Source organism: Oricola sp. (assembly GCF_965230365.1).
Lineage (GTDB): Bacteria > Pseudomonadota > Alphaproteobacteria > Rhizobiales > Rhizobiaceae > Oricola.
Genome location: NZ_OZ246003.1, coordinates 3,918,871 through 3,943,842, shown reverse-complemented (window position 1 = coordinate 3,943,842; position 24,972 = coordinate 3,918,871). Strand labels below are relative to the sequence as shown.

Annotated in this window: 23 protein-coding genes and 1 tRNA gene; 15 read left to right on the top strand and 9 right to left on the bottom strand. The window is 63.3% G+C overall.

Translation table 11 applies throughout. The features are described 5' to 3' along the window. The first annotated feature begins 253 nt into the window (after positions 1–253). Positions 254–2,188 carry an elongation factor G gene (locus ACO06R_RS19110; protein ID WP_421853924.1) on the top strand — a complete coding sequence of 645 codons (1,935 nt, stop codon included), beginning with the start codon at positions 254–256 and terminating at the stop codon, positions 2,186–2,188. Positions 2,189–2,279: 91 nt separating this feature from the next. Here the strand turns inward: ACO06R_RS19110 and ACO06R_RS19105 are convergent, their stop codons facing one another. After that, positions 2,280–2,528 carry a hypothetical protein gene (locus ACO06R_RS19105; RefSeq protein WP_421853922.1) on the bottom strand — a complete coding sequence of 83 codons (249 nt, stop codon included), beginning with the start codon at positions 2,526–2,528 and terminating at the stop codon, positions 2,280–2,282. A gap of 354 nt (positions 2,529–2,882) precedes the next feature. Between ACO06R_RS19105 and ACO06R_RS19100 the strand changes: the two genes are divergently transcribed. Further along, on the top strand, positions 2,883–4,310 hold the full coding sequence (locus ACO06R_RS19100; protein ID WP_421853919.1) for a helix-turn-helix domain-containing protein: 1,428 nt from the start codon (positions 2,883–2,885) through the stop codon (positions 4,308–4,310). Here the strand turns inward: ACO06R_RS19100 and ACO06R_RS19095 are convergent. Together ACO06R_RS19095 and ACO06R_RS19090 are read right to left on the bottom strand one after the other, a co-directional pair. Then, positions 4,307–5,197 carry a LysR family transcriptional regulator gene (locus ACO06R_RS19095; RefSeq protein WP_421853916.1) on the bottom strand — a complete coding sequence of 297 codons (891 nt, stop codon included), beginning with the start codon at positions 5,195–5,197 and terminating at the stop codon, positions 4,307–4,309. The genes ACO06R_RS19100 and ACO06R_RS19095 overlap by 4 nt on opposite strands. After that, on the bottom strand, positions 5,194–5,568 hold the full coding sequence (locus tag ACO06R_RS19090) for a hypothetical protein (RefSeq protein ID WP_421853913.1): 375 nt from the start codon (positions 5,566–5,568) through the stop codon (positions 5,194–5,196). Before ACO06R_RS19090 ends, ACO06R_RS19095 begins: the two co-directional genes overlap by 4 nt. 83 nt (positions 5,569–5,651) lie before the next feature. On the opposite strand from ACO06R_RS19090, the gene ACO06R_RS19085 reads away from it, so the two are divergent. The 5 genes from ACO06R_RS19085 to ACO06R_RS19065 all read left to right on the top strand — a co-directional run bounded on the left by ACO06R_RS19085 (position 5,652) and on the right by ACO06R_RS19065 (position 11,111). Further along, positions 5,652–6,965 (top strand): glutamine synthetase family protein, encoded by a 1,314-nt coding sequence (locus ACO06R_RS19085; RefSeq protein WP_421853910.1) that lies wholly within the window; start codon positions 5,652–5,654, stop codon positions 6,963–6,965. A gap of 144 nt (positions 6,966–7,109) precedes the next feature. Further along, the gene (locus tag ACO06R_RS19080) at positions 7,110–8,207 is read left to right on the top strand and encodes a polyamine ABC transporter substrate-binding protein (protein WP_421853907.1); all 1,098 of its coding nucleotides are present in this window, start codon (positions 7,110–7,112) and stop codon (positions 8,205–8,207) included. A 65-nt stretch (positions 8,208–8,272) separates the two neighbouring features. Next, positions 8,273–9,412 (top strand): ABC transporter ATP-binding protein, encoded by a 1,140-nt coding sequence (locus ACO06R_RS19075; protein WP_421853904.1) that lies wholly within the window; start codon positions 8,273–8,275, stop codon positions 9,410–9,412. Continuing rightward, complete coding sequence (locus tag ACO06R_RS19070; protein ID WP_421853901.1) at positions 9,409–10,317, top strand: ABC transporter permease subunit; 909 nt, start codon at positions 9,409–9,411, stop codon at positions 10,315–10,317. Before ACO06R_RS19075 ends, ACO06R_RS19070 begins: the two co-directional genes overlap by 4 nt. Next, positions 10,314–11,111, top strand: coding sequence for an ABC transporter permease (locus ACO06R_RS19065; RefSeq protein WP_421853898.1), 798 nt, complete (start codon positions 10,314–10,316; stop codon positions 11,109–11,111). Before ACO06R_RS19070 ends, ACO06R_RS19065 begins: the two co-directional genes overlap by 4 nt. Before the next feature lie 37 nt (positions 11,112–11,148). Here the strand turns inward: ACO06R_RS19065 and ACO06R_RS19060 are convergent, their stop codons facing one another. Then, a complete protein-coding gene (locus tag ACO06R_RS19060) occupies positions 11,149–11,355 on the bottom strand; it encodes a DUF6460 domain-containing protein (RefSeq protein WP_421853895.1) in 207 nt (68 codons plus the stop codon). A 166-nt stretch (positions 11,356–11,521) separates the two neighbouring features. Further along, a complete protein-coding gene (locus ACO06R_RS19055; protein ID WP_421853892.1) occupies positions 11,522–13,339 on the bottom strand; it encodes an AsmA family protein in 1,818 nt (605 codons plus the stop codon). 148 nt (positions 13,340–13,487) lie between these two features. On the opposite strand from ACO06R_RS19055, the gene ACO06R_RS19050 reads away from it, so the two are divergent. After that, positions 13,488–15,443, top strand: coding sequence for an acetoacetate--CoA ligase (locus ACO06R_RS19050; RefSeq protein WP_421853889.1), 1,956 nt, complete (start codon positions 13,488–13,490; stop codon positions 15,441–15,443). A 207-nt stretch (positions 15,444–15,650) separates the two neighbouring features. On the opposite strand, the gene ACO06R_RS19045 is transcribed toward ACO06R_RS19050, so the two are convergent. After that, positions 15,651–19,037: a PAS domain S-box protein gene (locus ACO06R_RS19045; protein ID WP_421853886.1), complete on the bottom strand. Its 3,387-nt coding sequence runs from the start codon at positions 19,035–19,037 to the stop codon at positions 15,651–15,653. Between the two features lie 168 nt (positions 19,038–19,205). Between ACO06R_RS19045 and ACO06R_RS19040 the strand changes: the two genes are divergently transcribed. Together ACO06R_RS19040 and ACO06R_RS19035 are read left to right on the top strand one after the other, a co-directional pair. Beyond that, a complete protein-coding gene (locus ACO06R_RS19040) occupies positions 19,206–19,670 on the top strand; it encodes a phasin family protein (RefSeq protein WP_421853883.1) in 465 nt (154 codons plus the stop codon). A gap of 172 nt (positions 19,671–19,842) precedes the next feature. Then, positions 19,843–19,919, top strand: a tRNA-His gene (locus ACO06R_RS19035). Between the two features lie 18 nt (positions 19,920–19,937). Here the strand turns inward: ACO06R_RS19035 and xseA are convergent. Beyond that, positions 19,938–21,503: an exodeoxyribonuclease VII large subunit gene (gene xseA / locus ACO06R_RS19030; protein ID WP_421853880.1), complete on the bottom strand. Its 1,566-nt coding sequence runs from the start codon at positions 21,501–21,503 to the stop codon at positions 19,938–19,940. Between the two features lie 149 nt (positions 21,504–21,652). Here xseA and ACO06R_RS19025 point away from each other — a divergent pair, with 149 nt between their 5' ends. Then, a complete protein-coding gene (locus ACO06R_RS19025; protein ID WP_421853877.1) occupies positions 21,653–22,039 on the top strand; it encodes a rhodanese-like domain-containing protein in 387 nt (128 codons plus the stop codon). Positions 22,040–22,053: 14 nt separating this feature from the next. On the opposite strand, the gene ACO06R_RS19020 is transcribed toward ACO06R_RS19025, so the two are convergent. Then, complete coding sequence (locus ACO06R_RS19020; protein WP_421853874.1) at positions 22,054–22,968, bottom strand: DUF937 domain-containing protein; 915 nt, start codon at positions 22,966–22,968, stop codon at positions 22,054–22,056. Positions 22,969–23,117: 149 nt separating this feature from the next. Here ACO06R_RS19020 and ACO06R_RS19015 point away from each other — a divergent pair, with 149 nt between their 5' ends. The 4 genes from ACO06R_RS19015 to ACO06R_RS19000 all read left to right on the top strand — a co-directional run bounded on the left by ACO06R_RS19015 (position 23,118) and on the right by ACO06R_RS19000 (position 24,582). After that, positions 23,118–23,573, top strand: a complete 456-nt coding sequence (locus ACO06R_RS19015; protein WP_421853871.1) for a DUF4399 domain-containing protein — start codon at positions 23,118–23,120, stop codon at positions 23,571–23,573. Between the two features lie 78 nt (positions 23,574–23,651). Then, positions 23,652–24,053: a hypothetical protein gene (locus ACO06R_RS19010; protein ID WP_421853868.1), complete on the top strand. Its 402-nt coding sequence runs from the start codon at positions 23,652–23,654 to the stop codon at positions 24,051–24,053. After that, positions 24,050–24,259, top strand: coding sequence for a helix-turn-helix transcriptional regulator (locus ACO06R_RS19005; protein ID WP_421853865.1), 210 nt, complete (start codon positions 24,050–24,052; stop codon positions 24,257–24,259). The genes ACO06R_RS19010 and ACO06R_RS19005 overlap by 4 nt, the downstream gene beginning before the upstream one ends. Next, a complete protein-coding gene (locus ACO06R_RS19000) occupies positions 24,259–24,582 on the top strand; it encodes a DMT family transporter (RefSeq protein ID WP_421853862.1) in 324 nt (107 codons plus the stop codon). Before ACO06R_RS19005 ends, ACO06R_RS19000 begins: the two co-directional genes overlap by 1 nt. Before the next feature lie 101 nt (positions 24,583–24,683). On the opposite strand, the gene ACO06R_RS18995 is transcribed toward ACO06R_RS19000, so the two are convergent. Beyond that, positions 24,684–24,929, bottom strand: coding sequence for a dodecin domain-containing protein (locus tag ACO06R_RS18995; protein WP_421853859.1), 246 nt, complete (start codon positions 24,927–24,929; stop codon positions 24,684–24,686). Positions 24,930–24,972: the final 43 nt, after the last annotated feature.

Genomic DNA, 24,972 nt, shown 5'->3' with positions numbered 1-24,972 from the left:
TGACGATGGGACGCTTATAGGCCGCGCCGCCTGCAAGAGGAAGGGGGCGCAATCTGCCGATGGCTGGCGATTATGAACAATTCACGACTTGACGCGCGGGACGCGATGCGGGGAGTATCGATCGACCGGGTCAGGCCGTCGGCAAGGACCGGTGCATGCACGCATCGGACGGGCCGGCCGAGCCCCCGGATCGACAGGTATCTGAACGCCGATAATGGTCTCGGCGGGCGGTTCCACCGGGAGGAGTTGTTCTATGCGTTGTTTTTCTGTCGTTGGTCCATCGCATTCCGGAAAAACCACCCTGGTGCAGATGCTTGCCGAACTTGAAGGCAAGCCCGCCCATCCCGAGGATATGGGGCTGATGGCGTTTACACGCTTCTCCTTCATGGGAGACGAGTGGTGCGCCATCGACTTCGCCGGCGGTCCCGAACTCGCGGGGCAGTGCGGCAACGCGCTGATGGCCTCCGACGCGGTGGTTCTGTGCGTGCCGCCCGACCCGGAGGCCGCCGTTCTCGCCGCGCCTTACTTGCGCGCGATCGAGGCGGCCGGCACGCCCTGTTTCATCTTCGTCAACCGGATGGACCAGCCGAAGGGCCGCGTCCGCGACATCGTCTCCGCCTTGCAGGAGTATTCCGGCCACGCGGTCGTGCTGCGCCAGGTGCCGATCCGCGAGGGCGGCGAGGTTGTCGGCGTGGTCGACCTGATTTCGGAACGGGCCTGGCGCTATCGCGAGGGTCAGTCGTCCACGCTGATCGAGATTCCCGAAAGCGCCGTCGACCGGGAGCAGGAAGCGCGCACCGAGCTGCTCGAACATCTGTCGGATTTCGACGATGCGCTGCTGGAAGAGCTGATCGAGGATCGCGAACCGGCGACTGGCGCGGTCTATTCGGTGGCGACGCGCGTGCTCCAGCATTCCGATATCGTGCCGGTTCTGCTCGGTTCGGCGAGCCATGCCAATGGCATCACCCGGCTGATGAAGTCGCTGCGCCACGAGACCCCGTCCGTCGATGCGTTGCGGCAGCGGCTTTCGGCGAAACGCGATGCGCTGGCCGTCGGGTTCCATGCGCGCATCAGGAAACATGTCGGCAAGTCGGTGTGCGTGCGCGCGCTGTCGAAGGGGGTGCAGGGCGGCGCCCAGCTTGGTGGCGACAATCTCGGCAGTCTGCAGGACATCGCCGGCAAGGGCGCGGCAGGCGAGTTGCTGCCCGGCCAATTGGCGGTCGCCGTAAAGTCGGATCATCTCGATGTCGGCAAGGTCTTCGCGGCAGGCTCCGCCAGCTCTGCGCCGGATTGGGCGAAAAGCCATCCGCCGGTCTTTGCCCGGGTGATCGAGCCGGCGGGCGAACGCGACGAGGTACGCCTGTCGGACGCGCTCAACAAGCTGCAGAAAACCGACACCGGGCTGACTGTCGGCCAGGACGAGACGACCGGCCATACCGTCGTCCGGGTCCAGGGCACGATGCATCTGCGCCGGCTGAACGAGACGCTTGCCGACGATTTCGGCATCGAAGTGACCGAGCATCCGCCGCTCGCCGTCTATCGGGAGACCATATCGCGCCAGGTCGAACAGCATTACCGGCATCGCAAGCAGTCGGGCGGCGCCGGCCAGTTCGCCGATGTCAACGTCATCGTCCGGCCGCAGGCGCGCGGCGACGGTTTCGGTTTCGACGAGACCGTCAAGGGCGGCGCGGTGCCGCGCAACTACATTCCGTCGGTCGAGGCGGGGGCGCAGGACGCGCTTGAAAAGGGGCCGTTCGGCTTTCCGGTGCTCGATGTGGCGGTGACGCTCACCGATGGCAAGCATCACTCCGTCGACAGCTCCGACCATGCCTTCCGCACCGCCGGCCGAATGGCGGTCAAGGAAGCGCTGTCGGCCGCCGATCCCGTGCTGCTGCAACCGATCGACAAGGTGATGATCCACATTCCGTCGGTGTTTTCCGGCGCGATGGTGTCGCTGATCAGTTCGCTCAAGGGGCAGGTTTTGGGCTTCGACCGCGATCCGGAAGCCAAGGGCTGGGATATCTTCCGCGCGCTGCTGCCGGCCTCGGCGGAGGACGACCTGATCCGCCAGCTCGGTTCGGCGACGCTGGGCACGGCGTGGTACGAGGCCGAATTCGACCACTACGAGGAAATCTACGGCAAGGAAGCCGAGAAGATCTCCAGGGAACGGGCCGAGCACGCCGCCTGACCGGATCGCCGAATTCGCAAAGAAAGACGCCCCGCGGGAGGTCAAATCGCAGGGCGTTCTGATTGTTGCGCGAAAACCCGCCTTGCCCAGGTTACTCGCCCTTGGTGACGATCACCGGGATCAGCAGGTCGCCCCAGGTGCCGTCGCCGCCGTGATGGCGCGCCGAGCGGATCAGTTCGACCGAAACGCCGGCTTCCACCGCCCGCATGACCGACTGGTTGAGCCGGTGCAGGTCGTTGGCCAGCATGCGGATCGCCGTCTGCTGGTCGGTGCTCATCGTCGAGGACTGTTCCTCGGCGCGTTCCTTGACGTGGGTCCGTGGTCTTTCTTGCGCGGTCATTGTCGTCTCCGTGGGTTGCCGGTTGAAGCGGATTCCGGACCGCTTTCCTGTGTTCGTCTTAGCCCATTCGCTCTGCGGATTGAACCGTCGCGAGGCAATTCCGAGACGCCATTCATGCTGCGTTTGTAAAAAGCAGTCACAAGAACCCGGTTTCCGTTGCGCGATGTCGCTCCACCGAAGCGGTGTTTTGACTTGTTTGACATTGCGGCGCAAAATACGCACGGGAAACCGGCTGAACAGGGGCGATTTTCGCGTTTTCCTGTCAAGGAACCCACAACAGCCGCTTGTGAAGCTGTAAATCCTGTAAATAAATGGGCTTCGTGTCTAATTCGGATTTGTGAAGAACGCGACAAAATGGCCGAACAGAAAATCTTCGCGGGACCACGGGTACGGCGCATCCGCAATCAGCAGGGCCTGACCCAGACGGCCATGGCGGCAGCGCTTGGCATTTCGCCGTCCTATCTCAACCTGATCGAGCGCAATCAGCGTCCGCTGACGGTCCAACTGCTGCTCAAGCTCGCCTCGGTCTACAAGATCGATCTGGAAGATCTGCAGTCGGGCGGCGACTCGGTTTTGCCGCATCTCAAGGAGATGTTCGCCGATCCGCTGCTGGCCGCCGAACTGCCGGGCGACCAGGAACTGGTCGAGGTGTCGGATGTCGCGCCGAACGTGGCGACCGCCATGCTCAAGCTTTACCGCGCCTATCGCGAAGGACAGGAGCGGCTGACCGATCTGTCCGACCTGCTGGCACGCGAGGGCCACGAGACGAAGCTTTCGGGCGCGCGGTTGCCGATGGACGAGGCGCGCGAGGCCTTCGAGCGGCGCGCCAATCACTTCGTCTCCATCGAGGAAGAAGCGGCAAGCTTCATAAAGTTGCTGTCGCCCGGCGACGATCTGCTGTCGGCGCTGCGTGACTGGTTGCGCGCCGATCACGGGATCGCGGTCAAGGTCATGCCGGTGGCGACCATGCCGCAATGGCGCCGCCGCTATGACCGTCACTCCAACCGGCTGTTCATCTCCGAGCGGCTGTCGTCGCACGACCAGCTGCGCGAAGTGGCCATCGAAGCCGCCTTGTTGCGGATGCGCGTCGCCATCGATGCCGAGGTCGCCGACCTGAAGCTGTCGAGCGACGAAGCGCGCCGCATCGGCCGTTTCGAGCTGGCGCGCTATGCCGCCCACGCGCTGATGATGCCCTACGAACCTTATCTCGCCGCCTGTGAGCGCAGCCAGTACGACATCGACGTTCTGCGCTCGCGGTTCGGCGTGTCCTTCGAGCAGGCGGCCAACCGGCTGACGATGATGCAGCGTCCGGGCGCGTCGGGCGTGCCGTTCTTCATGCTGGAGGTCGATCACGCCGGCAACCGGTTCCGGCGCGCCGGCGCGACCGGGTTTCCGCAGGCCCGATTCGGTGGCGGTTGCCCGAAACTGCCGGTCCACTCCGTGTTTTCGCAGCCGGGCCACATTGCGGTCGAGGCTGTCGAGATGCCGGACGGCACCAGCTTTCTGGTCATTGCGCGCACCCTGGAAGGGCCGCAGGGCGCGTTTCACGAGCGGCCCCGGCGCACGGCGTTGCTGCTTGGCTGCGAATTGACGCATCGCGACCGCGTGATCTATGGCGCGGCGCTCGCCGGGCCGCATGACAATCCGCTCGTCACGCCGGTCGGGCCGGCCTGCCGTGTTTGTGAGCGCGCCGGCTGCCTGGCCCGCGCCGAACCGCCGATCACCAAGCCGCTCGGTCTCGACGAGATGGTCGCCGGCCTGAGCGCGTTTGACTTCGGCTAACTCGTCGCCGTTTCCGGCAATGCGATCGGCCGGTCGCCGCGCAGCAGCGCGCGATGCGATGCATGGAGCGCCGCGATCCGCTCGATGACCTTGCGGACCTCGGGCCGGTGCCGGTCGTCATTGTGGGTCACGAGGTGTTGGGTTTCGTTGAGCGCTTCGATCAGCGGCCCGGCCCGCTCAAGCGCCGGGTCGCGGTCGCCGATGAAGCACGGCATCACGCCGATACCCGCGCCGGTGCGCACGATGTCCAGCAACAGGCGGGGCGAATTGCACCAGGCGCAGATATCGAGGTCGGGCTGGGCGAGCATCCAGCGTGCCGAGCGCGTTCCTGCATCCACCGCGCCCACGGCGATCCAGGATTCCGGCTTGGGATCCGGCAGGTTGCGCGCCCGGTAAGGCGCGAAGTTCAGTTCCTCGAGCTTCCGCGAAGCCAGGTTGCCGCTCTCGGGCGGCATGTTGCGGATGCCGATCTCCACCTCGCGGTGGGCGATATCGAGCCGCGCCTCGGTCGCCTTGAAGTCGATGCGAAAGGGGTCGTTCGGCTGCCAGAGTCGCATGAAGTTGTCGGCCAGGAAGTTCGCGGTCCAGGTGCCTGCCGAGATGCGCACCGCCGGCCGCGCGCTGCCGGTTGAAAGCCACTCGCCGATTGGCCGGGCACTTGCCTCCATCGCGAGTGCCTTGCCGTAGAGCGCCTCGCCGTCTTTTGTCAGGCCGTATCCCGTCTGCGCGCGGTTAAACAGGTTTCGGCCGAGTGTCTGTTCCAGCGCCAGCATTCGCCGGCCAACCGTGGCGGGGCTCAGCGACAAGGCGTCCGCTGCGCCCGACAGACCGCCGCTGCGTGCAACATGACAAAAGATGCGCAGGTCTTCCCAGTTCATATTTTTCATGAATGAAAAACATAGTGCGGTTTTGGGCAGTTTTCGAGAAAAAATGGCGAATTATATTCGAAATATGAAAAAAGGAGGCTCGAATGACCGGAACAAGCCCATTCTTCCCGATCGCGCCGCTTCGCATTCCCAAACAGCCGAAAAGTACCGCGAAAGTGGAACAGGAGTTTTATGAGACCCATGGCGAACCGGTTCCCGGTTGGCTGAAGTGGATCGGCGGCTCCATGGCACGCCTGGCGGCGCATCTCGCGCAGTGGCCGTGGCGCGCCGCGCATGCGGCCCGGGCGCTTCGCCTTCGCCATCGATTGGCGCGGCACCCACATTGACAAATCCGCCGCCAGACCATCCTCTGGCGGCGTCTTCAACAGCATGCGGTGCAATCTTGGCGTCAATCAGCCCGGCCGAACAAACCTCTTTCGACAAAAATCCCGACATAGAAGAATACGAGGCCTTCATGGCCGCCAATCCCGATTTGCAGGCGGTCGAATTCCTGCTTGTCGACCCCAATGGGGTGATGCGCGGCAAATGGGCGCCCGCCGACAGTCTGAAGAAGGCGTTCCAGGAAGGCGTGAACTTCCCGATGTCGATCCATGGCCTCGACATCTGGGGCCGCGAAGTCTCTCAAACCGGCCTGCATATCGAGACCGGCGACAAGGACGGCTATTTCCGCGCCGTGCCGGGCACGCTGTCGCGCGTTCCATGGGCCAACCGGCCGACCGCGCAGATATTGCTGCGCGGCTTCACCCCGGACGGCGAGCCGCTGCGTTATGATTGCCGCAACGCGCTGTCACGGATCACCAAGGCGCTGGCCAAGCGCGGGCTCTACCCGGTCGCCGCTTTCGAGCTGGAGTTCTACCTGCTGGAGCCCGGCACCGACTGGGACGACGGCATGCCGGCGCCGGTCGGCGCATCGTCCGGCCCGGACCGCCAGCGCATGTATGGTCTCGACGATTTGGCCGAGCATGGTCCGTTGTTCGATGACATCCGCCACGCCGCGGATGCGCAGGGCATCCCCATCGACACGATCATCAAGGAAGCCGCGCCGGGCCAGTTCGAGGTCAATCTGAAGCATCGTTGCGACCCGCTGCGCGCCGCCGACGATGTGATCATGCTGCGCCGGATCGTCTTTGGCTGCGCCCGTAAGCACGGTCTGCAGGCGACATTCATGGCCAAGCCCTTCATCGAATATGCCGGCAACGGCATGCATGTGCATGCCTCCATTATCGACGCGGCGGGTAACAACGTGTTTGCCGGCGAGGCGGGCGAGCGCAATCTCGGCGGCGTCATCGCCGAACTGATCCACACCATGCCGCAGGGCCTGTTGTTGTTCATCAACAGCTGGAACGGTTTCCGGCGCATTCAGCCCGGCTCCTACGCGCCGACACGCGCGGTCTGGGCGGAGAACAATCGCTCCGTCGCGCTGCGCATCCCTGCTTCGACGGAGGCCAACCGGCGCATCGAACACCGTATCGCCGGCGCCGACGCCAATCCATACATCGTGCTGTGCGCCATCCTGCAGGCGATGATGGACGGGCTGGAGAAGCTGCACACGCCGCCACCGCCGGTCGTCGGCAACGCCTATGAGAACACCGAGGCCGAACAACTGCCTGACGACATGGATGAGGCGTTGCAGCTGACCGAGGCCGGAAAGTTCTGCGACCGTGCGCTCGGTCCGGAACTGGCGAAAATATTCAAGGACTTGAAAAGGGCCGAAATCGTCGCCTTCTGGGCGGAAATCACGCCGCTCGAACGCACGACCTACCTGTAATCGGGCACCAGAAGATGCCTTATTTTTCGCCAGTTCCCCGCAATGAAAAAACCTTGTGCAGCAGGTCTTTCCTCAATAGTCTTCGCGCTGCAACGCCGGGTGGGCGCTAATCCCGGCGGCGGATTTCACAGCAGGGAGCATAGCATGATCCGTTCGAAACTGTTCGCAACGACCGCGGCCGCGCTTGCCGTTCTGGCCACGTCGGCCGGCGCGCAGGACCGCGTGGTCAACATTTACAACTGGTCCGACTATATCGACGAGTCGATCCTCGAGGACTTTTCTTCAGAAACCGGCATCAAGGTCGTCTACGACGTGTTCGATTCCAACGAGGTGCTTGAAACCAAGCTTCTCGCCGGATCGACGGGCTACGACATCGTCGTTCCGACTGGTACCTTCCTCGCCAACCAGATCAAGGCCGGTGTTTTCCAGAAACTCGACAAGTCGAAACTGTCAAACATGGGCAATCTCGATCCGGCGATTTCCGAGCGACTTGAAAAATACGATCCCGGCAATGAGCATGCCATCAACTACATGTGGGGCACGACCGGCATTGGCATCAATGTCGGCATGGTCACCGAGCGCCTCGGCGCCGACTTCGAACTCAACACCTGGGATCTCGTCTTCGACCAGGACGTCGTGAGCAAGCTGGCGGATTGCGGTGTCTTCCTGCTCGACGCACCGGCCGAGATGGTGCCAGCCGCGCTGAACTATCTCGGCATGGATCCGGATCTGAAGGACCAGGCCAGCATCGACAAGGCGAAGGAACTGCTCTTGAGCATCCGCCCGCATGTTCGCAAGTATCACTCCTCGGAATACATCAACGCGCTCGCCAATGGCGACATCTGCCTGGCGGTCGGCTGGTCGGGCGACGTCCTGCAGGCACGTGACCGCGCCGCTGAGGCCGATGCCGGCGTGACCGTCGAATACGTCATCCCGAATGAAGGTGCGCTGATGTGGTTCGACAACATGGCGATTCCGTCGGACGCCAATAATGTCGAGGAAGCGCATCTGTTCCTCGACTACATCATGCGCCCGGATGTGATGGCGAAGGCGTCGAACTACGTCTACTACGCCAACGGCAACGCCGCTTCCAAGCCGATGCTCGAAGAGGATGTGATTGGCGATCCGGCCATCTATCCAAGCGAAGAAACGGTGGCGCGCCTCTATACGGTGTCGCCGGACAACGCGCGCGAAAAGCGCATCCTCAACCGCGCCTGGACTTCGGTCAAAACAGGCCAGTAACATGGACGGTCCCGGCGCTAGCGCCGGGGCCGTTTTGCATCTGTCGGCGGGGGAGCCGGAACGTCATGCAATCGCTGGGCAATATCCGCAGATCATTCGCGCCTTGGGACGACCCCGACGCCAAGCCCCACATCTCGTTTCGCAATGTCACCAAGCGCTTCGGGGACTTCACCGCCGTCGACAACCTTTCGCTCGATGTCTATGAGCGCGAGTTCTTCTCGCTGCTTGGCCCGTCGGGATGCGGCAAGACCACGCTGTTGCGCATGCTGGCCGGCTTCGAGGAGCCGACCGAAGGCGAGATCTATCTGGATGGCCAGCCGCTGAAGGGTGTGCCGCCGCACAAGCGGCCGGTCAACATGATGTTCCAGTCCTATGCGCTGTTCCCGCATATGAGCGTCGCCGACAACATCGCCTTCGGCCTGCGTCAGGACGGCATGGAGCGCGGCGAACGCGAGGAGCGGGTCGCGCAGATGCTCAAGCTGGTCAAGCTTGAGGAATTCGCCCGCCGCCGCCCGCACCAGCTTTCCGGCGGCCAGCGCCAGCGGGTCGCGCTTGCCCGCGCCGTCGCCAAGCGGCCGAAGCTCCTGATCCTCGACGAACCGCTCGGCGCGCTCGACAAGAAGCTGCGCGAGGAGACCCAGTTCGAACTGATGGACCTGCAGCAGGAACTCGGCCTGACCTTCATGATCGTCACCCACGACCAGGAAGAGGCGATGACGATGTCCGACCGGATCGCGGTGATGGACCGCGGCGTTATCGTCCAGACCGGCACGCCGGCGGAGATCTACGAAGCCCCGAATACGCGCTATGTCGCCGACTTCATCGGCTCGATCAACCTGCTGGAAGGCAAGGTCGCCGGGTGCGGGGACGGGCATGTCACGCTGGATGGCGCGGACGGTCAGATTGTCGGCGGCCTTCGCGAGGCTGCGCCTGCGCAGGGTGCGACCTGCTGGTTCGCGATCCGGCCCGAAAAGATGCAGGTCGGGCGGACCAGGCCCGAAGACGCCGTAAATGCGCTGGAGGGCGAAGTCTGGGACATCGCCTATCTCGGCGACATGACGATCTTCAACGTGAGGCTGGATTCCGGAAAGGTCATACAGGCGGCGGTCTTGAACCGTTCGCGTCTCGTCGAGGACCCGATCGGTTATGAGGAGCGGATCTGGCTGTCGTTTCCGGCCGATGCCGGGATCGTGCTGGAACGATGACGATGATCCGCGCGATTTCCAACCGGCTCGTCATTCTGGTTCCCTATCTGTGGCTGCTGTTTTTCTTCCTGCTGCCCTTCCTGATCGTGTTGCGCATCGCGCTGTCCGATCTCGAATATGGCGCGCCGCCCTATGCGCCGCAATTCGGGTTTTCCGACGGCTGGGCCGCGATCAGCGAGAAGATCGGGCAGCTTGATTTCGAGAATTTCGCCTTTCTCTTCTCGGACCGGCTTTACATCAACTCCTATCTTTCCAGCCTGCAGATCGCCTTCTTCTCCACGCTGCTGGCGCTGACGATCGGCTTTCCGCTGGCCTACGGCATGGCGCGGGCGCCGGAAAACCTGCGGCCGATCCTGCTGATGATGGTCATCCTGCCGTTCTGGACCTCGTTCCTGATCCGCGTCTATGCCTGGATCGGCATCCTCAAGCAGGAAGGGCTTTTGAACCAGTTCCTGCTCTGGCTCGGTGTCATCGACGCGCCGCTCGAAATCCTTTCGACCAACATCGCCGTCTATATCGGCATCGTCTATTCCTATCTGCCCTTCATGGTGTTGCCGATCTACGCGACGCTGGAACGCATGGACGAATCCCTTGTCGAGGCGGCGCGCGACCTTGGCTGCACGCGCATCGGCGCGTTCTGGAAGGTGACGGCCCGGCTGGCCGTGCCCGGCGTGATGGCGGGTTGCCTGCTGGTCTTCATTCCCGCTGTCGGCGAATTCGTCATTCCCGACCTGCTGGGCGGCTCGTCGACGCTGATGATCGGCAAGACGTTGTGGATCGAGTTCTTCAACAACAGCGACTGGACCGTCGCGTCGGCGCTCGCGATCATCCTCCTGATCGTGCTGGTCGTGCCGATCGTCTGGTTCCAGAACTCGCAGGCGCGTGCCACGGAGGCGTCGCTGTGAGCGGGCGCTGGACCTGGTTCAACATCACGTCGGTCGTCTTCGGCTTCGCGTTTCTGTATCTGCCGATCGTCCTGTTGATTGTCTACTCGTTCAACGAGTCGCGATTGGTGACGGTGTGGGCGGGTTTCTCGACCAAGTGGTATGTCGAGATGCTGTCCAATCAGGGCCTCATGGATGCCGCCTGGGTGACGATCCGTGTCGCATTGATCTCGGCCACGATCGCAACCGTGCTCGGCACGATGGCCGCCGTCTCGCTGACGCGCTTCATCCGGTTCAAGGGCCGGACGCTTTTCACCGGCATGGTCTATGCGCCGCTGGTCATGCCGGAGGTCATCACCGGCCTGTCGTTGCTGCTGCTCTTCGTGTCGATCGATTTTGCGCGCGGATTCTGGACGGTCACGCTCGCCCACATCACATTCTCGCTGTGCTTCGTCGCTGTCGTCGTGCAGTCGCGGCTGGTCACCTTCGACCAGTCGCTGGAGGAGGCGGCCCAGGACCTCGGCTGCCCGCCGTTCCAGGCTTTCATGAAGGTGACGCTGCCAGTCATTTTCCCGGCGGTGATTGCCGGCTGGATGCTGGCCTTCACGCTGTCGTTGGATGATCTCGTCATCGCGTCGTTTACGTCGGGGCCTGGCGCGACGACGCTGCCGATGAAGATCTACAGCCAGGTCCGCCTCGGCGTGACGCCGGAAATCAACGCCGTCTGCACGGTATTGATCGGCATCGTGACGACCGGGGTCATCGTCGCCGCACTCCTCAACAAACGCCGCGCCGTCCAGGTCGAGTCGCGGTAGAGGGACATCTGGATTGGAGCAGGCGCCAGCCGGAAGTTCAACCGCGCGGCGGGCGCAGCATGTAGGCGACGCACCACAACGGCACGATGATCATCGAACCGAGCAGCATGTTGGGCAGTGCCCAGGCAAACGCTTCCTGGACGAGTTCGACGACGCGTTGGGGCGTCAGTCCGGCCTTGGCGAGCAGATCGGCGGCCGAAATGTCGACGAACGACAGCGCGGCGCCGCAGATCAGCGACGCCACGGCAATCCGGAAGACTACTGACGCAATGTGATACACCAGACCCCGCCCGCTAGCGATTGACGGGACTAATTATCGCCAAAAGGGCTAACAACTCGCTAAACTGCGCCATGTCGCGTTAACCGCTCTTTAGCGTTTACGCCTGTCCGAAACGGCATTGGCGGTTTGCTCAGGGCAGCAGTACCGGCGTGGCATAAGGGTTCGCCCACGATCCGCCGATGAAATGCTGGACGACCGGGCTGGCCGGCTCGTCCTCGGTCGTGCGCTCGCTGGCGATGGTGGTCAGCGCCACGCTCGCCGTGCTGTAGGGGATCACGCCGTTCAGCCGCACGGAAAAATCCGGATAGGCGATCGATCCGTCTTCGATGATGATCACGCCGTCCTGCACACGCGCGCTCACATGCATGGTGTCGAACAGGTCCGCCGCTCCGGCCTCCTGCAGCCGGAAAAACCGCTGATCGGTCGTGGTGCCGAACAGGGTCTCGCGGGTAAACCCGTCGATCCTGCCATCCGTCATGTCGAGTTTGATTTCGCCGTCCGCCCGATTGAAGATATCGCTCCACTTGGCGAGCGGCGCGCCGATCTCGATCATTCCTGACAATTCGCCCTTCGGAACGAGGCCTTCGATCTCAAGCGTGCCGGCAAGCGCTGCGCTGTCGATACGGTCGGCGTTGATCCGCAGGTCGAAGCGCACCTGGTCTTCGTCGCGTCCGAGCGCGAAACGGGCCTGCGCGAATCCGCCATAGCCGGCGGCGTCGGCCATTTCAAACACTGCTTCACCATTGCGGATCTGGGTGACGGCGGCGACATTGGCCAGCGCCATGTTTCCTGCGCTGGCGCGCGCCGCCGAAAGCCTCAGGTCGACATCGATCTGGTCGATAAACGTCGTCGACGCCGTGTCGCCGAAAGCCGCCAGATTGCGCGGGAAACCGGTAAAGGCCGACAGATAGGAGGGAACATCGAGATCGAGGAAATCGAGCGTCGCCGTCAGCGACGGTTTTTCGCCGGCACCGAACGCGAATTCGAGAACCCCGGTTCCCGCACTTCCCTGCAGGACCATATCGGCGCTGTCGAAGCGGATGCGCCGGTTGTCGCCGCGCATGTCGCCCTCAAGCGAGATTTCGCCGATGGAGCGGCCCGGCTGAATACCGGCCTGCAGCCAGTTGAGCGCCTGGCTGAGCGACGGGCTGCTGATCGAGACCGGTCCTTCGGCAAAGGGCGTTTCACCCGTGCTCATCGCGCCGTCGAAGGCGTAGTTCAGAACCTCGCTGGTAAATTCGGTGCGCACCTGCGCCGCGCGCCCGGCAAAAAACAGGATCGCCTCGTCGATGTCCGTCGACTGCTGGAAGGCGGCACCGCGCCAGATGGCGTCGAGCGTCGCCGACATTCGCCCGGCAAAGCGCGGCCAGCTTATTGTTCCGGTCAGTTCGGTGATCTTTTCGGGGTTCTCTTCACCAAAATCGAGAAACTCGATCGTGCCGTTTTCGATTGTAAACGTGCCGAGGCCGACAGCACTGCCGCGCTGCCCCGCCGCCTGTGGGTCGTCGCGCTCGATATCGGCGATGGCCAGCGCCAGCCTGCCGTCGCGGCCGATCGGGCTTGCGCGTTCGTCCAGCGCGATCCGGAGATAAGGGCGGACCAGCCTGAACTGGGAAAACACCGGATTGCGCATGACCAGGCTGGAAAACGGGATCGCGACTTCGACCATGTCGGCGGTCAGCAGGTCGGGGCGCTCTTCTCCGGCGGCATCCGTCTCCCGCGGCACTCGCAGGTCGTAAAGCCGGGCAATCGGCGCTGGATAAAGGCGTATGTCGACGCGTCCGTCCACCTGCACGGTCTGGCCGGCGATATCCGATAGCTCGCGTTCGATCGCGGTGCGAACGACTTCGCTGGAAACGAGCCAAGGCAGCAAGGCCCATATGCCGATGATAGCGGCAATACAAAGTGCAGCGATCCAGAAAGCGACTCGTGCTGCACGTTGGGCCATGTCATGTCCGTATGATCGCGGCGCGATATTCACATCCGCGCCGATTGGCCGGGAGCCTATACAGATACGTGTTCAATTCAAGGCTTGCCGGCATCGCCAGTCAACATTACGGACTTGTGTACAAGACGGCGGACAGGAGTTTGGCAGCATGAAGAAGACCGCATTGTGGGAGCCCTCCGAAGAACGGGCGCGCCAATCCAATCTCGCGCAGCTCATGGCTGCGGCTGCAACGCGCTTCGGCGCGCCGACCGGCTCCTATGCGGCATTCCACGGCTGGACCGTCGCCGAACCGGAAGCGTTCTGGACACTGGTCTGGGAGGACTGTGGTATCGTCGGCGAGCGCGGCGACACGATCCTCGCCGATGGCGACAAGATGCCGGGCGCGCGCTTTTTTCCCGATGCCAGGCTGAATTTCGCCGAGAACCTGATGACCGGCTCGGGGCAGGGCGACGCAATCGTGTTTCGCGGCGAGGACAAGGCCGAAAAACGCCTGTCCTGGGACGAGTTGCGGGCGATGGTGTCGCGCCTGCAGCAGTATTTCCGCGGGATCGGTATCGGCGAGGGCGACCGTATCGCCGCCATGATGCCGAACATGCCGGAAACCGTCGCCGCGATGCTTGCGGCGACGTCGCTTGGCGCGGTCTGGTCGTCCTGCTCGCCGGATTTCGGACCGAAGGGCGTGCTCGACCGGTTCTCGCAGATCGAGCCGGTCCTGTTCATCGCCTGCGACGGCTATTGGTATAATGGCAAACGGATCGAAGTCGCCGGCAAGCTGGCGGAAATCCTGCCCGGGCTTCCGACTGTTCGCAACACGCTGATCGCCGATTATCTGGGCGAGGCCGAAGCCGTGAGCGGCCAGCTTGGCGGCGCAGCCAGTTTTGCCTCGGCGCTGGAGTCCCACGAGGCGAAGCCGGTGGAATTCGTGCGGCTGCCGTTCTCGCATCCGCTCTACATCCTGTTTTCATCGGGCACGACGGGCATCCCCAAATGCATCGTGCACTCGGCAGGCGGCACGCTGCTGCAGCATGTCAAGGAACACCGCTATCACGCCGGTATCCAGGCAGGCGACCGGGTGTTCTACTTCACGACTTGCGGCTGGATGATGTGGAACTGGCTGGTTTCCGCACTGGCGCAAAACGCAACGCTGCTGCTGTTCGACGGTTCGCCTTTCGCGCCGGACGGCAATGTGTTGTTCGACTTCGCCGAAGCGGAACGCATGACCTATTTCGGTACGTCGGCGAAATACATCGACGCGGTGCGCAAGGCTGGCCTGCGTCCGAAAGACACGCATGACCTGTCACGGGTCCGGGTGCTGTCATCGACCGGCTCGCCGCTGTCGCCGGAAGGTTTCGACTTCGTCTATGACGGCATCAAGGACGACGTTCACCTGGCCTCGATTTCCGGCGGCACGGACATTGTCTCCTGTTTCGTTCTCGGTGTGCCGACGCTCCCAGTCTTTTCCGGCGAGATCCAGGGTGCCGGGCTCGGCATGGCTGTCGAGGTCTGGGACGACGACGGCAAGCCGATTGCCGGCGAGAAGGGTGAACTCGTCTGCACGCGGCCATTTCCTTCCATGCCGGTCGGCTTCTGGAACGATCCCGGCGGCGAGAAGTATCACGCGGCCTATTTCGACCGCTTCGACAATGTCTGGTGTCACGGCGATTTCGCTGAGTGGACCGAAAATGGCGGCATGATCATCCACGGCCGCTCCGACGCGACGCTCAATCCCGGCGGCGTGCGCATCGGAACTGCCGAGATCTACAACCAGGTCGAGCAGATGCCGGAGGTCATCGAGTCGCTGTGCATCGGCCAGGATTGGGACAGCGATGTCCGTATCGTCTTGTTCGTTCGCCTGGCCGACGGGGTGGAACTGACCGAGGAGCTTCAAAAGGCGATCCGCGACAAGGTGCGCACCGGCGCATCGCCGCGCCATGTTCCGGCCCGCATCGTGGCGGTGACCGATATCCCGCGCACCAAGTCGGGCAAGATCGTCGAGCTTGCAGTGCGCGATGTCGTGCATGGCCGCACGGTCAAGAACAAGGAAGCGCTCTCCAATCCGGAAGCGCTGGATTTGTACAGCAACCTGCGGGAGCTTCAGGGTTAACGAAATCCTGCCGAGATCTTTACCATGACGTGCCAATCGCGTGCCGCAATCGCACAGCGGGCGGTGAAATTTACGCTCTGTTAAGAGATCGCCGTTAATGAAGTCGTAACAGTTGACAAAGGGTCGCGCGGCAACCTCTCGACCTCTCGTCTTGCAGCAGTTTCTCTGAATTCGATGGCGCCGCAACGGCGCCATTTTTTTGACCGGTCAGCTCGCCAGGACCCGCGACGGCGGAAACACGATCTCGACCGCCGTTCCGCGCCCCGGTTCGGACTGGATGGCGAATTCCGCCCGGTTGGCCTCCACCAGCGCCTTGGTCAGCGGCAGACCCAGCCCGGTTCCGTCGCCGCGCGCCCGTCCCAGCGATGCGACCTGCTGGAATGGCTGCAGCGCGGTCTCGATTTCCTTGGCCGACATGCCGATGCCCGTGTCCTTGATGCGCAGCACCACCTCACCGCGCGCATTGTAGCTGGTGTTGATGATCACCTGCCCGCCGGAATGCGTGAACCGCACGGAATTGGAGAGCAGGTTGAGGACGATCTGCTTGAGGCTGCGCGCATCCGCCACCACCTCCGGCAGGTCCTCGTCCAGGCTGGAGCGGATGATGACGCGGTTGCGGTTGGCCTGCGGCTGGATCATCGACACGGATTCCAGAACCGCTTCGTTCAGCGCCACGCTGTCGAACTCGAGATCCTGCTTGCCGGCTTCGATCTTGGAGATGTCCAGCAGATCGTTGACCAGTTCCAGCACATACTTGCCCGACTTGTTGATGTCGGCGAGGTAGCTCTTGTAGCGGTCGTTGCCGATCGGGCCGAAGCGCTCTTCCGCCATAAGTTCGGAAAATCCGATGATTGCGTTCAGCGGGGTCCTGATCTCATGGCTGATCTTGGCCAGAAACTCGGTCTTGTGCGACGAAGCGCTTTCGGCTTCCTGCTGCGCGTCGAGCAGCGCCTGCTCGGTCTGTTTCCAGGCCGTGATGTCACGCACCACCGCGCAGAAGCCGTCAAGTTTTTCCAGCTTGCCAATGGTCATGAACAGCGGCAGGAAACCGCCATTCTTCTCCCGGCCAAGAACCTCCAGCCCCTCGTTCAGCACGCTGGCTACGCCGTTGTTGGCGAGACCCTGCACATAATCGACCGCCGCCGCCTGGCTTTCGACGGCAAACAGCGTTGTGAAGTTCTTGCCGACAATCTCGTCCTTCGAATAGCCGAACAGCGCCGCCGCCGAGCCGTTGATCGAGCGGATCACGCCGTCGAGCGTCAACAGCACCACCCCGTCGGTCGCGGTATCGAGGATCGCCCGCAACTCGGTCGCATCGGAAAGCTGCAGCAAATCCCAGTTGTCGGCGGTCTCGGCCGCATCCGCATCGCCGGCCTCGCCAAGCTCTTCCAGCGCGAACATCAGCGCCGCTGCGCCCTGCCAGCGAACCGACTGCATGTGCGCGCGCACGCGCAGATAGTCGCCCGCCGTAGTGACAACCGTCAGATCCCCGTTCTCCCCGTCGGGTTCGGCAAACAGCGCGGCAATGCCGCCGGCTTCGTCGAGCTCCCCGGCGCTTCCGTAACCGGTCAGCCGGCAAAACGCCGCGTTGGCGAACAACGCCTCGCCGTTGCGATGGATCAGAGCCGGAACCGGCAGGCTTTCCACGAATTCGGGGGTCAGTCTGCTGTGCGATGTCGTCGCGACATCGTTGTTCGTCTCATCGGCGGTTTCGTTCACCGACTGTTTCGATGCGTCCGGCTCGTCGACACCGGTTTCAGACGTCAAATCGCGGTCATCGGCCCTTTCAACAGCATCAGCTTCGACCGGCACGGTTTCCTCGTGCTCCGATGGTTCTGTAACAGGCGTCTCCGGGGCTTCAGCCGCGTGCGACCCGTTTGCGTCCGTCGTGTCTTCATCACCGTCGACACCCTGGTCTATACGGGCCCATCCAAGCGCATCGCCGATCCGGCGAAACGCCGCCTGCTCGGACGGGTTCAAACCTTCGTTGGAAACACGTGTCCGACGCTTTGCGTTCAGGTTGATGACCTTGTCGGTCTCGCGCCGCTGCGGCACGGGCGCAATGTTCTGCAGTGCGGGGACTTCGCCCTCGAACGGGTCAGCCGCCTCGTCCGGCAGTTCCGGCGATGTATCGAGCGCCGGCGCTTCTTCATCCGTTTCCACTGGCGGTTCGGCTGCGGGCGGCGTTATCGCCTCTGCCTCTGGTGTTACCCCGTCCGGCGATGCTTGCCCGAGCGACAGGCCAAAACCGTCAGGGTCGTTCCTCGCCTCGCCGATGCGCGCGATACCGAAACCCCGGTAACCCTCGAATTCGCGGTCCCGGTTGTATGAGGGCAGGGCGGCCAGATCGACAGGTACCCGCCTTGCGGTGCCCTGGACCGGCCAGAGCACACTCTTGCCCGACCATGTATCGCGGCGATCGAGCGAAGCCGCGATCTCTCCGGAAGGATCGAGCGCAAAGGCCTCGGCGACCTCCTGAAAGGTTCGGCCGACAATGTCAGCCGCCGCAGGACCGACCGCTGATGCGAATTCGGCAGAGATGCCCTGGAAGCGCCCGCTCGCGTCGGTCTTCCACACGAAACGCACCGGTCCGCCATGCGGATTGAAGTCCGCCTCGAAACCGCGCGGCTCCGCCTCGGTAACGCCGGCTGCCGGCTCTTGTCCGGTAGATTTCCGGGTTAGCTCTTCGGGCGGTTGTTCGTCAGCGGCGGCTTCGACATCAAGCAGCGATCCTGGCACTGCCTCAAGCGCTTCGTGCCCGGTCACCACGGCAGCGACGGGTTCTTCCGGCTCCGGCTCAGTTGCCGGTGTCGGCGATGCAACCGTCTGATCCGTTTCCTCCGGCGCGACCGCATTTTCAGACACCGGTGCGGGCACGGCGACCACGAGGTGGCGGTGCGGCTCCTGCGACAGCAAGGCGATAGCGATGGCCGCCTGTCTCGCGGGCGCGATGGTCACGATCTGCTTGACCAGCCGGTCGCTGTCCCCGGTCAGGCTGCGCACCAGCGGTGTAACCTGGTCCTTGCCGATCTGCAGCTCACGGTAATTCGGGTTCTCGGCAATCGCCTGCCCGTCGCCATCGACAATAGCGGCGGCCGCGCCTTCCATGTCGAGGCCGGCGATGGCAATTTCGGCGCGTGCCGTCTCATCGATATCGGTATCGGCTCCTTCAACCGCGACGCACACATAAGTTTGTCCCTGCGGGCCGGTGACCTTGCGAATGTCGGCCGGCAGCAGCCGGCTGTGCGCACCGGAGGCGATGCGCAGCAGTGTCCTGACTTGTCCGTTTTCAGACAATCGGCGCGCCGCGCCTTCGATCTGGCGCAGCGCGACGGCAATGCCGGCCGGTCCGTCATTCTCGAACTCGCTGATCGATGCGTAACCGAAGAGCGACGCCGCAGCGCCGTTGGTCCAGATCAGCTCTTCGAGATCGCCGGAGAAGACTGCGACCGGCTGGCCGCTTAACACAAGGTCTCTCACACCGTCCCAGGCTGCGACATCGATGAAGGAATAGTTGTTATCGGCCATGCGATCTACTCGAACGCCCACACTGCATGGAGTTAATAAAGGATTAACTGCCATTTCGAGCGTCATGCGTCCAGCATTGCAGCCAAACCGGGCCGATCATTCGCGGCATGTAGTTAATACGCCAGTGCATGGCAGGCATGTTATTGTGCAGTGCAATATTTTGTTGCAATGCACAAAATATCTGCTATATAGCATTCATTCCAAGCCCCCGACCATTCCGAAGAGGAAACGACCATGGCAAAAGCAGCCGCACCGAAAACCGAAACTGCCGACGTCTTTGCATTCCCCGCAATGGACGCCGCTCCGTTCGCCGACCAGTTCCGTTCGTTCGCCGAACAGGGCATCGCGAAGTCCAAGGAAACCTTCGAACAGGTTCGCGCTTCGATGGAAGACGCACAGAAATCTGTCGAAACCGCTGTCGAGACCGCTCAGGGTCAGAACTCCAAGGTGACGCTCACCGCCATCGGCATGATGCGCACCAATGTCGAAGCCGGTTTCTCCCATCTCGAGAAACTCGTTGGCGTCAAGACTTTCGCCGAAGCCGTCGAACTGCAGAGCGCCTTCCTGCGCAAGCAGACCGAACTGGCCGTCGACCAGGCCAAGGAATTCCAGACCGTTTCGCGCGACGCTCTCGAAGCGCTGTCGGCGCCGGTCAAGGAAGCCGCTGACAAGGCTGCCGCCTCTATCAAGGCTGCCTGAGGATAACAGTCGCGCCGCCGCGTCCTCCCTGCAGCGCGCGCGTGTGGAAAGGCCGGACACGATCCGGCCTTTTCTTTTTTCTGCGGGCGGCACGCGTCGCTGACGCGTCTATCCGGTCTTGCAAATCACTTGCCGAGCGCGTATGGCACGCTTCCGTGCACCGCACGCCTTTGCGAACGTAGCTCAGTTGGTTAGAGCGCTGGATTGTGGCTCCAGAGGTCGGTGGTTCAAATCCACCCGTTCGTACCATTCCGGACCTTTTTAGCCTCAGAAAAGATTGCCCTGTTTCGGTGGCGTCGCCGGCTTTTTGGCCGTGCCGGACCGCTCCGTTTTGCCGCCCGCCACCGCATCGACGAACTCGCGGCCCGCGAATTCGATTGACAACGCCTGTCCCTTGCGTACCGCGCCGGCGCGCTTGATCGCCTGTCCGTCAGCACCGCGCACCAGCGCGAATCCACGCTCCAGCACCGCCTCATAGGAGAGGCTCTTGAGCAGCCGCCAGCTCTCGTCCCGGCGCTTGCGCGCCTCGGCAAGCTCGTGCGCCATTGCCCGGTCGAGCCGCGCCGTCAACAGGCCGAGCCGTTCCGATCCCAGCTGCCGACGACGATCGGCGGCGTCGATCGTCAATCCGGCGCTTGCAAGCTTCAGCTTCTCGCGCCGCCGTTCGGCAATCCGCAACAGCGCGCGCGGCAGATCGCGCGCCGACATTTCCAGCCGGCCCCGGTCGCGGTCGCGCAGCGCGGCAAGGCGATTGGGCGACAGGCGGCCCGAGGCGACGGCGACTTCGCTGCGCTTGGCAGCGACATTTGCCTTCAGCCCCTGGCCGAGACGATACTCGGCGGCGTCGAGGTTCTGGCGCGGCATCGCCAGCAGCGCGTCGGGCGCCGGCAGGCCGCGCGCCGCGGCGCGCAATCCCTCGCGCTTGCGGTCGCCAAGCCGTCCGATGGCGTTGCCGAGCCGCGCCGCAAGCTGGGCGGTTGAGGCCTCGAGATCCGCCCTGACCGGCACGGCGATTTCGGCAGCCCCTGTCGGTGTCGGCGCGCGCACATCGGCCACATGATCGATCAGCGTCCAGTCGGTCTCGTGGCCGACCGCCGAGACCAGCGGGATGTCCGAGTTCGCCGCCGCCCGCACGACGATTTCCTCGTTGAAGCTCCACAAATCTTCCAGGCTGCCGCCGCCGCGCGCGACGATCAGCACGTCCGGCTTGGCCAGTCCGCCGCTGCCATCGAACGCATTGAAGCCATTGATCGCCGCCGCCACCTCGGCGGCCGATGTCTCGCCCTGCACACGCACCGGCCAGACGATGACCTGCAGCGGATAGCGGTCGTTGATGCGGTGCATGATGTCGCGGATGACCGCGCCGGTCGGCGAGGTCACCACGCCGATGACCTTCGGCAGATAGGGCAGCAACTGCTTGCGCGCGTCGTCGAACAGCCCTTCGGCGGCCAGCTTTTTGCGGCGTTCTTCCAGAAGCGCCATCAGCGCGCCCGCGCCGGCCGGTTCGATGTTGTCGATGACGATCTGGTACTTCGACGAGCCGGGCCAGGTCGTCAGCTTGCCGGTGGCAACCACCTCCAGGCCCTCTTCGGGCTTGAAGGCGAGCTTGGAGAAAGTGCCGCGCCAGATCACCGCGTCGATACGCGCCTTGTCGTCCTTCAGCGAAAAATAGGCATGCCCCGAAGAATGCGGGCCGCGATAGCCGGAAATCTCGCCGCGAATGCGCACCCGCTCGAAGGCGTCTTCGACCGTCCGCTTGACGGCAAAGGAAATCTCGGAGACCGAGAATTCATGGACATTGGAAGTCGCGCCTGGCGCCGCTTGGTCGTTCATCGCCGCAATAGGGCCGATGCGCCGGGTCCGGTCAAGAGCCTGCAATATCGCTTTGCGCTGGAACTTGCCGCATCAATGTTTATATAAGCAATCGCCGATATGCCTGCAGCGCTCGGCCGACGCCGCCCCGACCCATTCAGGAGACCACAATGAAGACCGAAAGCCTCGAACACGGAACGCTCGACACCTGGACCCCGCAGGAAGTCGCCGACGCCTATCTGAAGGGTGAGATCGTCCTGATCGATGTGCGCACGCCGGCGGAATACCTGTTCGAGCACATCGACGGCGCGATGCTCGCGCCGATGTCCTTCGTCAAGATGCACAACCTGCCCGACAACGATCGCCGGCCCGTTGTCTTCTATTGCGGCTCCGGCATGCGTTCGCGCCGTGTCGCGGCGATGGCGCTGGAAGCCGGCTATGACCGCATCGCCCATATGGAGGGTGGTTTCGGCGGCTGGAAGGCGGCAAGCCTGCCCTATATCGGCACCAATATGGCAACCGGCGCCCCGCATCTCGTTCAGCCGCAAGCCGGCTGACCGCACGGCGCGGTTCAGCGCTGCCGCTTCATGCCTTCCATGTACTGGTCGAAGATCGATTCCATCGACTTCTGATACTGCTCCTGGGTGCGGCGGCCGGTCTCGAACATCTCGCCGAACAATTCCTCGTAGGGATTGGCGGGCTTCTTTGCGGGTTCCGGCTCCGGCTCGGGTTCGGGCTCCGGTTTCGCCGCGCCCGCGCCGCCGGTCATCATCTCCTGGAAGATGCGGCCGAACGGATTGTCCATCGGGTTCATCGGGTTGAATCCGCTTTCCTGACGCGGCTCGGGCTCCGGTTCGGGCGTGCGCGGGCCAGCACCGAACATCTGCTCCAGCGCCTGCGTGAAGGGATTGTCCATCGGGTTGAAAGCCGGTGGCTGTTCGGGCGCGGGCGGCTGCATGTGTTTCGCCATCTCCGCCTGCTGGCGCATCATCTGCTCGATGACCTGGCCGATCACATTGCCGCCTGCGCCGAACCCGCCCTGTGCGCCGGGCATGGCGCCGAACTGTCCGGTCGACTGTTTGTAGAGCCCGCCCATCATCGCCGAAGCGATCGCCGGCAGCATCTGCTTGAAGATTTCCTGACCGATCCCGGTTGCCTGCGCGGCCTGCGCGGCGACCGCCCGCGAGACGTCCTTGGAGCCGAAGATCTGCCCGAGCACGTCATTGCCGGCCAGCGTGCCCGCCGGCGAGAACGCCTGCGCCATGTCCTCGAAATACTTGGTGTGGTCGCCGCCGGCCAGCGCCTGCATGAACGCGCCGACGCCCGCAGGGTCGGCGGTGTTGCGTTTCAGGCCGGCCGAGAATGCCGGCATCAGCGCCTCCATGGCGCTTTCGGCCTGCTGCGGCGACAGGCCGAACTGTTCAGCCATCTTGCGCATGGCCTCGCCGTTCTGGGCATTGGTCATCATGTCGAAAAGCGGCATCATCGCGGGACCCTCCGGTTGCGGCATGTTCGACCATAACACGGCGCTGCCCGGCGGCAATCGGCGAACGGAGATGCGTCACGCCTTCGCCCCATAGCGGGTGCATCATGGCCGAGGCGCACACAGCGCCGGGTTTCATGGAGGAAAGGCACATGTTTGCACGAAGCTTTGCGGCAATCGCGGCAGCACTGGCGATCTTCGCCGCGGCGACCTCACTCGCCCCCGCCGGCGAGACACCGTCGCCGGATGGGGCGCGGGTCTACTTCGCCAACATCGCCGATGGCGAAACGGTGACCAGCCCGATGACCATCACCTTCGGCCTCGACGGCATGGCGGTGGCGCCGGCCGGCACTGAAATGGCCAATAGTGGCCACCATCACCTGCTGATCGACCGAGCGCCGTTCGGCGAAGGACCGGACGGCGCCGACGAACTTGCCTATCCGCTGCCCGCCGACGAGAACCACTTGCATTTCGGCAAAGGCCAGACCGAGGTGACGCTGGAACTCGCCCCCGGTCCGCACACGCTGCAACTGGTGCTCGGCGACCTCAATCACGTCGCGCACGATCCGCCGGTGGTCTCCGAGGTGATCACGATCACGGTGCAGTAGGCAAAGTCGAAAATATGTAACCTTGACGTTACAAAATCACTTCGTATGATACCTTGAGGTTACATATGGAGTGGCAATATGAGCATCTTCGCGACCGCGCGGTTCGTCCTGCATCTGGCGATATCGGCGGCAATGATTGCGATCACGGCGCTGGTCCTGCTGGCGCCTTCGCGGATTCCCGAGAATACCCTCTGGTTCATGGTCGCGCTCGGTTTGGGCGGGGCCGTCGTTTTGTGTGGGGTCGCGGTGATATGGCCGAAGGATGCGACGATCGCCAATGACGAACTGGCCAGAAGCTCCCAACAGGCCGGCATTGTGCTCGGCTACTGGGCGACGTTCGCGGTGTTTGTGGTCTTCCTGGCAAGCGCGCTCGCCGGCCAGATGGACCCGCGGACGGCCTTCTATCTGCTCGGTTTCCCGCTCGGCGCTGTACCCTCGATCTACATGGTGGTCGCCTTCTTCAGGGGTCGGGCAGGGTGAAGCTCGCAAACAACCTGAAGGCGCTGCGCAAGGAGCGCGGCCTCACCCAGGCCGCGCTTGCCGAGCGGGTCGAGGTCAGCCGCAAGACGATCAACACTGTCGAGAACGGGGTCTTCGTTCCGTCGACGCTGCTGGCGCTGGCGCTCGCCCGCGCGCTGGAGACGCCCGTCGAGGAGATTTTCTTTCTTGAAGAGGGGAGCAAGTGATGAGCGCCTGGATCTTTCTTGGTATTGCCATCTGCTTCGAGGTCACCGGGACCTTTTTGCTCAAGCTGTCGCATGGCTTCGAGAAATGGCATTGGGGCGCGCTGTCGATCGCCTGCTATTCGGCTTGTTTCTGGGTGCTGGCGCCGGCAATGAAGGTGCTGCCTGTTGGCGTGGTCTACGCGATCTGGGCGGGCATTGGCATTGTCGCCGCCGCCTTGATCGGCCTGATCGCGTTCGGCGAGCGGCTGGGATCGATGCAACTCGCCTGCATGGCGATGGTGCTGGTCGGCGCCGTGGGGCTCCGCCTGACGACAACCGCATGAGCAGCGTTCGAAACGGGGTCATGTGAAGCGCCGGACTTTGTCGCCGGTCGGTGTGGCCGACCGGCGAAATGGACCGGGAAATCAAGCGGCGCTGATGGTGCCTAGTGCGCGTGCGGCCGGTGGATCGCCGAGATCGCAACCGTCGCGCTGTAGGAGACACCCGGACCGCTCTTGGTCATGTCGATGTCACCGGCAGTCCTGACGACCTCGTAGGAAACGAACCGATCGAACTCCTCATGGTGGTTCTCCCACGCACCTTCCACGGCGTTCCTGGCGGCTTCGTCGAAGCTGTTTGGTGAAAAACCGGTCACGGTCAGGATGTGATAAACGTCTTGATCCACTGCCATTTGTCTCTCCCTGGTGAAATGTTGAAGCGCTCGATGAGTTTAT

Coding starts and splice junctions, on each gene's coding strand:
- ACO06R_RS19110 (WP_421853924.1), top strand. CDS start 254: ATGCGTTGTTTTTCTGTCGTTGGTCCATCGCATTCCGGAAAAACCACC.
- ACO06R_RS19105 (WP_421853922.1), bottom strand. CDS start 2,528: ATGACCGCGCAAGAAAGACCACGGACCCACGTCAAGGAACGCGCCGAG.
- ACO06R_RS19100 (WP_421853919.1), top strand. CDS start 2,883: ATGGCCGAACAGAAAATCTTCGCGGGACCACGGGTACGGCGCATCCGC.
- ACO06R_RS19095 (WP_421853916.1), bottom strand. CDS start 5,197: ATGAAAAATATGAACTGGGAAGACCTGCGCATCTTTTGTCATGTTGCA.
- ACO06R_RS19090 (WP_421853913.1), bottom strand. CDS start 5,568: ATGCTGTTGAAGACGCCGCCAGAGGATGGTCTGGCGGCGGATTTGTCA.
- ACO06R_RS19085 (WP_421853910.1), top strand. CDS start 5,652: ATGGCCGCCAATCCCGATTTGCAGGCGGTCGAATTCCTGCTTGTCGAC.
- ACO06R_RS19080 (WP_421853907.1), top strand. CDS start 7,110: ATGATCCGTTCGAAACTGTTCGCAACGACCGCGGCCGCGCTTGCCGTT.
- ACO06R_RS19075 (WP_421853904.1), top strand. CDS start 8,273: ATGCAATCGCTGGGCAATATCCGCAGATCATTCGCGCCTTGGGACGAC.
- ACO06R_RS19070 (WP_421853901.1), top strand. CDS start 9,409: ATGACGATGATCCGCGCGATTTCCAACCGGCTCGTCATTCTGGTTCCC.
- ACO06R_RS19055 (WP_421853892.1), bottom strand. CDS start 13,339: ATGGCCCAACGTGCAGCACGAGTCGCTTTCTGGATCGCTGCACTTTGT.
- ACO06R_RS19050 (WP_421853889.1), top strand. CDS start 13,488: ATGAAGAAGACCGCATTGTGGGAGCCCTCCGAAGAACGGGCGCGCCAA.
- ACO06R_RS19045 (WP_421853886.1), bottom strand. CDS start 19,037: ATGACGCTCGAAATGGCAGTTAATCCTTTATTAACTCCATGCAGTGTG.
- ACO06R_RS19040 (WP_421853883.1), top strand. CDS start 19,206: ATGGCAAAAGCAGCCGCACCGAAAACCGAAACTGCCGACGTCTTTGCA.
- xseA (WP_421853880.1), bottom strand. CDS start 21,503: ATGAACGACCAAGCGGCGCCAGGCGCGACTTCCAATGTCCATGAATTC.
- ACO06R_RS19025 (WP_421853877.1), top strand. CDS start 21,653: ATGAAGACCGAAAGCCTCGAACACGGAACGCTCGACACCTGGACCCCG.
- ACO06R_RS19020 (WP_421853874.1), bottom strand. CDS start 22,968: ATGATGCCGCTTTTCGACATGATGACCAATGCCCAGAACGGCGAGGCC.
- ACO06R_RS19015 (WP_421853871.1), top strand. CDS start 23,118: ATGTTTGCACGAAGCTTTGCGGCAATCGCGGCAGCACTGGCGATCTTC.
- ACO06R_RS19010 (WP_421853868.1), top strand. CDS start 23,652: ATGAGCATCTTCGCGACCGCGCGGTTCGTCCTGCATCTGGCGATATCG.
- ACO06R_RS19000 (WP_421853862.1), top strand. CDS start 24,259: ATGAGCGCCTGGATCTTTCTTGGTATTGCCATCTGCTTCGAGGTCACC.
- ACO06R_RS18995 (WP_421853859.1), bottom strand. CDS start 24,929: ATGGCAGTGGATCAAGACGTTTATCACATCCTGACCGTGACCGGTTTT.